General features: G+C 73.5%; 7 protein-coding genes and 1 pseudogene. 3 read left to right on the top strand and 5 right to left on the bottom strand.

All coding sequences use genetic code 11. The annotated features are described in order from the left end of the window. Nucleotides 1-71: 71 nt before the first annotated feature. From ACFVYK_RS10415 to ACFVYK_RS10425, 3 genes are all read right to left on the bottom strand, one after another. The gene (locus tag ACFVYK_RS10415) at nucleotides 72-1,310 is read right to left on the bottom strand and encodes an SAV2148 family HEPN domain-containing protein (RefSeq protein WP_389771145.1); all 1,239 of its coding nucleotides are present in this window, start codon (nucleotides 1,308-1,310) and stop codon (nucleotides 72-74) included. Nucleotides 1,311-1,412: 102 nt separating this feature from the next. After that, nucleotides 1,413-2,759 carry a copper amine oxidase gene (locus ACFVYK_RS10420; RefSeq protein ID WP_389771148.1) on the bottom strand — a complete coding sequence of 449 codons (1,347 nt, stop codon included), beginning with the start codon at nucleotides 2,757-2,759 and terminating at the stop codon, nucleotides 1,413-1,415. A gap of 75 nt (nucleotides 2,760-2,834) precedes the next feature. Further along, nucleotides 2,835-3,668, bottom strand: coding sequence for a Tat pathway signal sequence domain protein (locus ACFVYK_RS10425; protein ID WP_389771151.1), 834 nt, complete (start codon nucleotides 3,666-3,668; stop codon nucleotides 2,835-2,837). A 187-nt stretch (nucleotides 3,669-3,855) separates the two neighbouring features. Here ACFVYK_RS10425 and glgX point away from each other — a divergent pair, with 187 nt between their 5' ends. The 3 genes from glgX to ACFVYK_RS10440 all read left to right on the top strand — a co-directional run bounded on the left by glgX (nucleotide 3,856) and on the right by ACFVYK_RS10440 (nucleotide 9,993). Then, nucleotides 3,856-5,973 carry a glycogen debranching protein GlgX gene (gene glgX, locus ACFVYK_RS10430; protein ID WP_389771153.1) on the top strand — a complete coding sequence of 706 codons (2,118 nt, stop codon included), beginning with the start codon at nucleotides 3,856-3,858 and terminating at the stop codon, nucleotides 5,971-5,973. 167 nt (nucleotides 5,974-6,140) lie between these two features. Continuing rightward, nucleotides 6,141-8,504, top strand: a complete 2,364-nt coding sequence (gene treY, locus ACFVYK_RS10435; protein WP_389771155.1) for a malto-oligosyltrehalose synthase — start codon at nucleotides 6,141-6,143, stop codon at nucleotides 8,502-8,504. Nucleotides 8,505-8,742: 238 nt separating this feature from the next. Further along, a complete protein-coding gene (locus ACFVYK_RS10440; protein ID WP_389771158.1) occupies nucleotides 8,743-9,993 on the top strand; it encodes a M14 family zinc carboxypeptidase in 1,251 nt (416 codons plus the stop codon). Between the two features lie 254 nt (nucleotides 9,994-10,247). Here ACFVYK_RS10440 and ACFVYK_RS10445 read toward each other — a convergent pair whose 3' ends face one another. Both ACFVYK_RS10445 and ACFVYK_RS10450 read right to left on the bottom strand, forming a co-directional pair. Beyond that, nucleotides 10,248-10,718, bottom strand: coding sequence for an SSI family serine proteinase inhibitor (locus ACFVYK_RS10445; protein ID WP_389771159.1), 471 nt, complete (start codon nucleotides 10,716-10,718; stop codon nucleotides 10,248-10,250). 32 nt (nucleotides 10,719-10,750) lie between these two features. Continuing rightward, a pseudogene (locus ACFVYK_RS10450) lies at nucleotides 10,751-11,207 on the bottom strand (dehydrogenase); the annotation flags it as partial. Between the last annotated feature and the right edge of the window lie 143 nt (nucleotides 11,208-11,350).

Below are 11,350 nucleotides of genomic sequence, written 5' to 3' on the forward strand. Positions count from 1 at the left end.
GACAACGAGAGGGTCGCGTTCCGCTTCGGCGGCCGAGATCCCCCGCGCACCCCCGGGACAGGACGGTCGTTTCAGGACACCGGCCGCGAATCCACCCAGGCCAGCTCGAACTCCTCGCGATACGCCGAGAAGAGTCCGCCTTCGCTCGCCTCGCCCGACCTGACCACCCGGTTGCCGCCGCGCAGCACCAGCACCGGCGCCTCCATGCCGCGCATGCGCCGCAGATAGGACTGGATCACGGCGACGCCGTCGGCGCCGTCGCCGTCGACGAGGTAGGCGGTGAAGCGGGGCGTCTCGTCGTAGACCTGGATCTGGAAGGCGCCCGGATCGCGCAGGCGGGATCGGACCCGGCGCATGTGCAGGATGTTCATCTCCACCGCTCGGCTCAACTCGCCGCGCTTCATCCCGAGTTCACGCTCGCGGCGCTTGACCGCGCTGGAGGCGGGGTTGAGGAAGAGCAGCCGGACGCGGGCACCGCCCTCGGCGAGGCGGACCAGCCGGCGGCCGGAGAAGTTCTGCACGAGCAGGTTGAGGCCGATGCCGATGGCGTCGATGCGGCGGGAGCCGTCGAAGATGTCCTCGGCGGGGAACTGCCGCAGCAGCCGCACCCGGTCGGTGTGGACGGCGACCACGTCCGCGTAGCGGTCGCCGACGAGGTCCTCGACGGCGTCCACCGGCAGTCTGCGCGCCGAGGGCACGTCGCCGCTGGTGCCGAGCATCTCCAGCAGCCGCGCGGAGGCCCGTTCGGCCTGGTTCAGCACCGCCTCGGACAGGGCGCGGTTGCGGGAGACGACGTTGCGGGTCACCTCCAGCTCGTCCAGGGCGAGTTCGACGTCGCGGCGGTCGTCGAAGTACGGCTCGAAGCAGGGCCAGTGCTGCACCATGAGCTCGCGCAGCTGGGGCAGGGTGAGGAAGGTGACGACGTTGTCGTCGGCCGGGTCGAGCAGATAGCCCTTGCGGCGGCTGACCTCGCGCACGGCGACCGCGCGCTGGACCCACTCCTGTCCGGCGGGCCCGGCCGCGGCGACCACCCACTCGTCGCCGTGCACGGGTTCGTAGATGGGCCGCAGCACGGCGGCCACAACGGCGCGCAGGCGCTGCTCGACGAGGTTCAGCCAGATGTAGGCCCGGCCGGCCCGCTGCGCGCGGACGCGGACCTCGCGCCAGGCGTCGGCGTCCCAGTCCAGCTCCGGTCCGATGGCGTTCGTCTCCATCGGCCGGGCCAGGGACACCGTGCCGGTCGGGACGTCTGCGGAGCCCCCCTCGTGACCCTCGTCACCAGGGGGCAGCTCCAGCCCTCCCGAGCCCACCCGCGCACCGCCTTCCGCTCCCCCGAGCTCTCCCCGTCCCAACGATCAAGGAAGGGTACTCCGCCGACGGCGGGCGGTGCAGCCGGATGGACAGGTCGTTTCTCAACTACCGTCGGCGGGCCGTCCGTTCTGTCCGGCGAGGGCGGCCGGCGTGAGCGGGTTCATGGCCGTGACGTCCCTGGGGGCGAGGGTGAAGCCCTGCCAGTGGACCGGCATGGGCTGCTGGTCCTCGTCGCGCGCGATGTGGTGGAAGCCCACGTTCACCCAGGCCACGGGGTGGGTGAGGGCCTGTCCGTCCACCCACTTGTCGACGGAGTAACCGTGCAGCGGGGAGCCGCAGTTGCGCACGTTGTTGCTGGCGTACTGCTCGCACTGGTTGTACTGGGTGAAGTAGACGTCGTGCCGGGTGAAGGGCCGTCCGGAGTACTTGGTGGTGGCGCCGGGGACGAGCTCGTAGGAGCGGGCGTGGCCGTCCTTGTTCTTGCCGGTCGCGCTGACCACGCGCCACCAGCGCATGTTCTTGGCGTCGCCGGCGAGTTCCTTGGCGACGACGGTCCGGGTGGTCTTGTTGGTCGGGCCCTGTTGTCCGCCGGCGGGCGGGCTGACGACGGAGTCGTACTGCTCCACCTTGGCGGCCGAGTTGCCGTCCAGGCCGAAGTCGAGCCGCCAGAAGACGTTGTGGCTGTGGCTGGTGGCGTAGGCCTTGGCGCCCTTGCCCAGGGGCCAGCCGCGGCCGTCGCCGGCGTCGTAGTCGACGGGCGAGAGGCTGCCGGTGGCGCCGACGTTCATGTTGATCGCGCCGTCGTCGGAGAAGCGCCACTCGGTGATGTACTCGTACCAGCCGACCTTGTTGACGGTGTAGACGAGCAGGTCCTTGCCCTGGGCCTGGAAGACCTTGTTGCCCGTGTCGGCCTGCATGCGGTAGGCGTGGCCCCGCGCGCGGGTCGTGGTGCACAGGCCCTTGACGTTCGGGTTGTCGGAGAACGACTCGGGGACCTTCACCGTCTTGATGGTGCCGCCGGGGCACTCGGCGGGGGTCATGTTCACCAGGCCCGAGCCGAAGTTGTAGTCGGTGATGTCGTTGTACTCGTTCGTGCCGTCGTCGTACGGCACGTGGATCTGGGCGATCTTGGCGCTGTTGAGGACTCTGATCGGCTTGGTCTCGCCGGGCGGCTGGTAGGAGATCTTCTCCAGGACCAGGCCGGACTTGGCCTCGAAGCGCCAGCACATGCGCCAGGTGGTGCCGGTGGAGAGCTTCTGCTCGATGCGGTAGGCGGCGCTGCAGTCGGCCGCCGCCGCGGGGGCCGCCTTCGGGCGGGCGGCGGCCGGGCCGGCTCCGGCGGTCGCGCCGGCGGCCAGCGCGGCCACCGACAGGCCGACGAGGGCCCCCTTGCGGACACGGCTGACGCCCCGCGGCCGGAGGCCGCCGATCGGATCGGGAACGCGCATGAGGACACGACTCCTTTGCCTCCCCGCGCGGGAGACACGTCGGAAAACGGAACTGAGAGGTGGGTCTGCGGTCGGTCAGCGGGTGAGCCGGGCGACCGTGCGGGTGCTGAGGTCGACGACCAGGGACCGGGTGTCGATCCACGGACCGTTCTTGACCTTCGTCAGCAGCCGCGCGCAGCGGTGCTCCCCGCACGTGTCGAGGACGGCGGGCTCGGCGCCGGGCACCGCCCGGTAGACCATGCCGGCGAGCTGCAGCTGGTCCGGGGAGGTGAGTTCCTTGCCGGTGGCGTCCTTGTAGTCCGCCTTGAGGCCGGCGCCGAGCGGATCGGCGATCAGGAGCTTGGCGACCTCGGTCTGCTCGGCGGGGCCCAGCGGCGGCTGGACGCCGTGCTGGACGCCGGTGGCCTCGACCTTGCCGGTGTCGAGGTTGACGGTCTTGGTGAGCAGGGCGTCGTTGCGGTAGTCGTAGAACGACACCTCCGCGCGCCGCGGGGCGTCCGGGTCGTCCACCTCGTCGCCGCGGGGCTCGGCGAGGTCCACGCCGAGACGCTGGGGGCCTCGGTCGCCGTCCACGTCCTGGGCGGCGTTGAACTGCTGTCGGCTGAGCGCGATCCGCTCGACGCGCGCGGTCTCGTCGTCGGTCAGCGGGTCGCGGCCGTGGCCCCGGTCGCCCTCGGCGGGCGCGCCCTCGACGACGCCGGGTCCGACGGCCCCCGCCGCGTCGGCCTGCTGCTGTCCGGCCGCCTGTCCGACGCTGTGTCCGGCGCCCGATCCCGCCTTGCCGCCCCCGTTGTCGTCCGCCCCCGCCGTGCCCGGCAGGGTGATCCCCACCATCACGGCCGTCGCGGCCACCGCGACGGCCGTACCCGCCACCACCTTGCCCAGGTGGCGGCGCACCGTAGTGCGCACAATCTCCCCCTACTCCCCCTGATGCCGGGAGTACGTCTGCCCCACTGGTTCGGCACACGCCATATGTCGGCGTATGCACCGGTCATTTGGTAAGAGGGGCGTAAGTCACAGGTGGTTCCATCACTTTCCTGGAGACTCGAAGCCGAGGCGCCCCCACCGGGGCTTGACACCTGAAAGAGTCGTGTCCATGCAGGTCTGGCCTGGAGAGGCGTATCCACTCGGTGCCACGTACGACGGCGCCGGCACGAACTTCGCGGTCTTCACGGAGGCCGCGGACCGAGTAGAGCTGTGTCTGTTGCACGACGACGGCTCGGAGACGGCGGTGGAACTGCGCGAGAGCGACGCGTTCGTCCGGCACGCGTATGTGCCCGGCATCATGCCGGGGCAGCGCTACGGCTTTCGCGTGCACGGTCCGTACGACCCCGGTCGCGGGCTGCGCTGCAACTCGGCGAAGCTGCTGCTCGACCCGTACGCGAAGGCGATCAGCGGGTCGGTCGGCTGGGGCGAGGAGGTGTACGGCTACCACTTCGACGACCCCGAACGGCGCAACGATCTCGACTCCGCGCCCCACACGATGACGTCGGTCGTGGTCAATCCGTACTTCGACTGGGGCGACGACCGCAGGCCGCGCACCGAGTACCACCACACGGTGATCTACGAGGCGCACGTCAAGGGCCTCACGATGCGCCATCCGGGGCTCCCCGAGGAGCTGCGCGGCACGTACGCGGCGCTGGCGCACCCGGCGATCATCGAGCATCTGACGGAGCTCGGGGTGACGGCGCTGGAGATGATGCCGGTGCACCAGTTCGTCAACGACCACCGGCTGGTCGACATGGGCCTCAACAACTACTGGGGCTACAACACGATCGGCTTCTTCGCCCCGCACAACGCGTACGCCTCCTGGGGCGACCGGGGCCAGCAGGTCCTGGAGTTCAAGTCGGCGGTGCGGGCGCTGCACGAGGCGGGCATCGAGGTGATCCTGGACGTCGTCTACAACCACACCGCCGAGGGCAACCACCTGGGTCCCACGCTGTCCTTCAAGGGCATCGACAATCCGTCGTACTACCGGTTGACGGACGACCCGCGTTACTACATGGACACCACGGGGACCGGGAACTCGCTGCTCATGCGGTCCCCGCACGTCCTGCAGATGATCATGGACTCGTTGCGGTACTGGGTCCTGGAGATGCATGTCGACGGGTTCCGGTTCGACCTCGCGGCGACCCTGGCGCGCCAGTTCCACGAGGTGGACCGGTTGTCGTCGTTCTTCGACCTGGTCCAGCAGGATCCGGTGGTGTCCCAGGTGAAGCTGATCGCGGAGCCGTGGGACGTGGGCGAGGGCGGCTACCAGGTGGGGAACTTCCCCCCGCTGTGGACGGAGTGGAACGGCAAGTACCGCGACACGGTGCGGGACGTGTGGCGGGGCGAGGCGCGTGCGGTCGGCGAGTTCGCCTCCCGGCTGACCGGCTCCTCCGACCTCTACCAGGACGACGGGCGCCGGCCGCTCGCCTCCATCAACTTCGTGACCTGTCACGACGGCTTCACTCTGCGTGACCTGGTCTCCTACAACGACAAGCACAACGAGGCCAACGGGGAGGACAACCGGGACGGCGAGAGTCACAACCGGTCCTGGAACTGCGGCGCCGAGGGCGAGACCGACGACCCCGAGGTGCTGGCGCTGCGGGCCCGGCAGATGCGCAACTTCCTCGCCACGCTGATGCTGTCCCAGGGCGTGCCCATGATCAGCCACGGGGACGAGTTCGGGCGCACCCAGCAGGGCAACAACAACGCCTACTGCCAGGACAGCGAGCTGTCCTGGGTCGAGTGGCCCGAGGCCGAGGGCCCCGGCGCAGAGCTGCTGGACTTCACGCGCGCGCTGGTGGGCCTGCGCAAGGAGCATCCCGTGTTCCGGCGGCGCCGCTTCTTCCACGGCCGTCCGGTGGAGGGAACCCACGGCGAGCTGTCGGACATCGCCTGGTTCACGCCCGAGGGGAAGGAGATGGCGCCGCGGGACTGGGACCGGGCGCAGGCCTCCGCGCTGTCGGTGTTCCTCAACGGCAACGCGATCTCCGAACCGGGAGCGCGCGGCGAACGGATCACCGACGACTCGTTCCTGCTGATGTTCAACGCCTCCGCCCGGCCCCTGGAGTTCGTGGTCCCGGCCGATCTCGGACGGCAGTGGCAGGTGGTCGTCGACACGGCGAACCCGCAGGCGGTGGCCTCGGACGCGGGCCCGAGGCTGCGGGCCGGCGAACGGCTGACGCTGGTGGACCGCAGCATGACGGTGCTGCAGCGGCCGACCTAGGCCGTGTCCGCCGAGGGGCAGGCCCCGATCCCGTGAGGGGTCGGGGTCTCCCCCTGCCCGGACCGGGTCTCTCGGCCGAGCCGGCCGAGCCGCCGGACGGACGGCCGGACCCGACCGCCTGGGGGGCGGGTGACAGGAAAAGCCACCAGGCGGGTACGTAGGTGGTCATGACCCCTGAGCGACGTGACGCCCTCCCTCCCGTGACGCCCACGGCCACCTACCGGCTGCAGCTGCAGCCCGCGTTCCCGTTCGAGGCCGCGGCGGCGGCCGTGCCGTACCTGGCCTCGCTGGGGATCTCGCATCTGCATCTGTCCCCCGTCCTGGAGGCCGTGCCCGGCTCCCTGCACGGCTACGACGTCGTGGACCCCACGCGCGTGCGCGCGGAACTGGGCGGCGAGGACGGCCTGCGGGCGCTGGCGCGCACCGCGCGCGAGCACGGCCTCGGGCTGGTCGTGGACATCGTGCCCAACCACATGGCGATGGCCCCGCGCCACAACCGCGCCCTGTGGGAGGTCCTGCGCGAGGGTCCGAAATCGCCGTACGCGCGCTGGTTCGACGTCGACTGGGATGCGCAGGGCGGTCAGGTGCTGCTCCCGGTGCTCGGCGGGCCGGTCGGCGCGGAGCTGGAGCACCTGCGCGTCGACGGCGACGTCCTGCGCTACCACGACCATGCGTTCCCGCTGCGGGAGGGCACCGAGAAGCTGCCGCTGCCGCAGCTGCTGGACGCACAGTGGTACCGGCCGGTGTGGTGGCGGCTGGCGCGCACCGAGCTGAACTACCGGCGCTTCTTCAGCGTCTCGGAACTCATCGGGGTGCGGGTGGAGGACCCGGAGGTGTTCGAGGCCACCCACGGCACGATCCTGCGCCTGGTGCACGAGGGGGTGATCGACGGGCTGCGCGTCGACCACCCCGACGGCCTCGCCGACCCCGACGCCTACCTGGAGCGGCTGCACACGGCGAGCGGCGGCCGCTGGACGGTCGTCGAGAAGATCCTGGCCGACGGGGAGCGGCTGCCCGACTCCTGGCCGGTGGCCGGCACCACCGGCTACGACGCCCTGCGCCGCGTCGACGGCCTCTTCACGGACCCCGAGGGGGCCCGGGAGCTCCTGGACCGCTACCGGCGCTTCGCGGACCCGCAGGCGGACCGTGGGGGCGACTGGGCGGCCACCGTGCGGCGGGCGGCGTACGCGGTGATCGGCCACGAGCTGGCGGCCGAGACGGACCGGCTGACCCGCACGGCGTCCCGGGTGGGCGACGACCCGGCCGACCCCGCGCTGCGCGACCGGGCGCCCTGGGCGCTGCGCACGGCGCTGACGGAGTTGCTCGTGCGGATGGAGGTCTACCGGCCCTACGCCTCGGGCGACCCGGCGGCCGTGGTGACCGAGGAGGCGGCCGCGCAGGCCCGGCAGGCGTTCGCGGTGCCGCAGGAGGCGGACGCGGTCGACGTGGTGCGGGCTCTGGTGCTGGGCGGGGAGGGGCCCAAGGGGGACGAGTTCCGCGCGCGGTTCGCCCAGACGTCGTCCGCGCTGCGCGCCAAGTCGGTGGAGGACACGGCGTTCTACCGCTATGTGCCGCTGCTGGCGGCCAACGAGGTGGGCGGCGACCCCGGCGACCCGGGCGTGTCGCCCACCGCGTTCCACGCGTACTGCGCGCGCGTGCAGCGCGACTGGCCGGCCACGGGGACGGTCGTGTCGACGCACGACACCAAGCGCAGCGCCGACGTGCGGGCCGCGCTCGCCGTGCTCACCGAGTGCCCCGAGCGCTGGGCGGACCTCCTGGAGCAGGTCACGGACGCGCGGGAGGACCTCCCCGACCGTCAGCTCGCCTGGGCGGCCTGGCAGACGGTCTTCGGGCTCGGGCCGGCGGCCGCGGAGCGCGTCCGGGAGGCGCTGCTCAAGCACGCGCGCGAGGCGGGGCTCCACACCACCTGGACGGAGCAGGACCCCTCGTACGAGGAGGCGGTGGCCGCGTTCGTGGCGGCGGGGCCGTGCGGGGCGCCGGGCGAGCGGGTGGCCGCGCTGCGCGCCGCGCTGGAGCCGCACATCGGCGCGAACGTGCTGGGCACGGCCCTGGTGCAGCTGACGATGCCGGGAGTGCCGGACGTCTACCAGGGCACGGAGGGCGAGTACCGGGCGCTGGTGGATCCGGACAACCGGCGCCCGGTGCGGTTCCCGCCCCAGGATCCGGGTGTCAAGGACGCGGTGACCGCGGCCGCGCTGCGGTTGCGCCGGCGGCGACCGGAGGCGTTCGGGGAGTCGGCCTCGTACGAGCCGCTGCCCGCCGAGGGGGCGGCCGCGGACCACTGTCTGGCGTTCGCGCGCTCCGGCCGGGTCGTCACGGCCGTGACGCGGCTGTCGCTGCGGCTGGCCCAGGCGGGCGGCTGGCGGGAGGAACGGCTGACGCTGCCTCCGGGCAGGTGGGTCGACGTGCTGGCCGGGGAAGGGGCGCCCGCCCGGGAGTTCACCGGGCACGCGCGCGTGGCGGAACTGTTCGACCGGCTGCCGGTGGCTCTGCTGGAACGCGTCGAGTGACGACGCCTGGACGCCGGGATGCGCCTCGGCGTCGGCAGGGGCCGGGCGAGGGGCCGGGCGGCGTCCTCGCGGCGAGGGGCACGCCCAGCTTGCGCGCTCGGCGCCGCGCGGCGTCCGCGGGCCCCTTCCGCCGGCGTGCGCATCCGAACGCCCCCCGGAGCCTTCCACGAGCGTTCTTGACAGTTCCCAGCGGCCGTGGGGTACTGCGGGGGCGAAGGCCGGGCGGACGAATACGGGGGTGAGTCTCCTGCCGGAGCTGCGCTACCCCACCGTGACCGAATTGACCACGTCTGCCCGGGCACTGGCCGTGCAGCAACCCGGAGTGTGCGCGCTGCGGCAGGTGGGGGTCTCCCGGGCGGGCCGGCCGCTGCACCTGCTGTCCGTGGGGCACTCCCGACGAACCGTGCTGGTCGTCGCCGGAGCCCACGCCAACGAGCCGGCCGGGGGGTCCACCCTGCTCGCGCTGGCCGAACGGGTTCTGTACGAGAGGGAGTTGCGGGACGGCACGTCCTGGCACTTCCTCCTCTGCGCGGACCCCGACGGCGCGAGCCTGCATGTGACGCCGGCGCCGCGCAGCCTGCTGGAGTACCACCTGGGGTTCTTCCGCCCCGCCGGTCCCGAGCAGCCGGAATGGTCGCCCGCCGTGCTGCCGCCGGACCGGCTGCCGCCCGAGACGCGCACGCTGACCCGGGTCATCGACGAGCTGCGGCCCTACCTGCAGGTGACCCTGCACGGCACCGACCTGGGCGGCAGCTGGGTGCAGCTGACGAAGGACATCCCCGGTCTCGCAGAGCCGTTCGTGAAGTCGGCGGCGCAGTTGCACATCCCGGTGGAGACGGGCGCCTCCGACGCGGCGGGCTGGCCGGCGTCCGGTCCCGGGGTGCACGTGATGCCGGCCGCCGGGGCGGAGGCGGCCTACCCGAGCATGCCGGACGACGCACGGCACAGCACCTGGTACCACGCGCACCGCTACGGCGGCCTGACGGCCGTGGTGGAGGTGCCCATGTGGGCGAGCGACATGGTGGACGACCCCGCCCCGCATCCCGCCCCGGCCGCGGCGATCCGGCGGCTGGCCCGACGGCTGCTGCGCGACGCCACGGAGGTGGAGCGCGTCCTCGCCGACGCGCTGCCCCGGCTGGAGGGCGTGGAGGGGCCGCTGCTGCGGGCGGCCACGTGGGCGCTGGAGCTGGTGCCGGGCCTGGCCGCGGACTGGACCCAGACTCCCCCGGCCGACACGACGATGGCTTACGTCGGCAGCGTCGACGCCTTCGCCCGCCGGCTGCCGCTGCGGGCGGCGGCGATGCTGTGGCGGGTGCTGCAGGAGAGCGATGATCGGGCCGCCCCGCGTCTGGAGCAGCTCGTGAAGACCTGGAGCGACGCCTTCGCCGACCGTTTCCGGGCCCGCTGGGTGCCCCTGGAGCACCAGGTCGAGCACCAGTCCCGCACGGCCGTCGCGGCGGCCCTGCACGCCCGCGAGGGCGCGGCCTGACGGGCGGGGCGCGCCGCCCTCTGCCCGACCGGCCGGTGAAGGGGGTGGTGGCGGGCCCCCCGCCGGGCCCGCCCCCCCGGCCCCCGCAGACCACCGGCCCCCGCGCGGCGTCCCCGGGGCCCACCCCCCCCGGCACCCCCACCCGCCCCCCCGGGGGGGCGCGGCCGCCGCGGGGGGGCCCCCCCCCCGCCCCCCCCGCGGGCGGGCGGGGCGCGGCGGCCGCCCCGCGGGCGCCGCCCCACCGCCGGTCCCGCTCAGACCTCGGGCACCTGCTCGTCGTCCAGGGCGAACACCGCCCCGGTCAGCGCCTCGCGCTCGCAGTCGTTGCCGAAGGTGTGCCGGTAGTCGACCGCGCGGCCGTTCCACCGCCCCTGCGCGCGGACGGTCACCGGCGCGTACACCAGGGGGCAGACCCGGTCGACGTCGCCGGGGACGGCGGCGACGTCGCCCCCGGCCCTGGCCAGCACGTCGCAGGCCTCCGCGGCCCGGGAGTGGCCCTGGGGCGGGTCGCACATCAGCAGGGTGCCGCGGGTGTCGCTGGAGCGGGCGTCGCCGCGGGTGACGGTCAGCTGGAGCCAGTTGCCGGGCAGGGCGTCCCGCGAGGCCGCCAGGGCCGGGGTCGCGCCCGCGGCGAGGAGGAGGGCTGCCGCGACCGGCAGGGCGCGCCGGACGGCTCGCGCCGAGCGGGACCGCGATCCGTGGGGGAAGTCGGAGAAGTGCGTCATTCCCCGTGCATCGGCACGGCGGGCCGCGCACATCAGTCCGACTCACCCGAACGGGCAGGGGCCGGCGCGGCGGGGGCACGGCCGGCCGGTCCGAACGCGGCCGGCACGACCCGCGTCTGGTACTCCGCCTGGCGGGTCACGGGAATCCAGCGCGCTGCGCACTCGTCCCGGTAGCCGGCGCAGCACGCGTCGAGGAGCGCGTCCAGCTCCGGCAGCGCCCCGCACGGGTCGCGTCCTGAGGCGGTGACCGGCTGGTGCGGCAGGCCCCCGCCGTCCGCAGGACGATCCGGCGGCCCGCGATGCGGTCAGGTGGGCGGCGCCGACCGGCGGGAGCGGGCGGGCCGGGTCGGCGGTGTCGGGGTGCCAGGCGTCCGCCAGAACCGGGGACACCAGGAGGTGGTCGTCGACCGGGGCGGGCAGGCGGGCCGCGTCAGGGGCGTCGGCCAGGTGGGGCCTGACCCGCGGGAGGAGACGTTCCAGCAGTTCCGACGGGGCGGCGCCGCCGGATCACCGGGCGGGTCCGGTGCACGCACAGTGGGTCATGACCCTGGATACGTCGACACCGCACCCTTCCAAGGGACTTGACCGCGAGTCGTGGGGTGCGGCGGGACTCGCGGGACGTGAGTGGGACC

Source organism: Streptomyces sp. NPDC058291 (genome assembly GCF_042880855.1).
Lineage (GTDB): Bacteria > Actinomycetota > Actinomycetes > Streptomycetales > Streptomycetaceae > Streptomyces.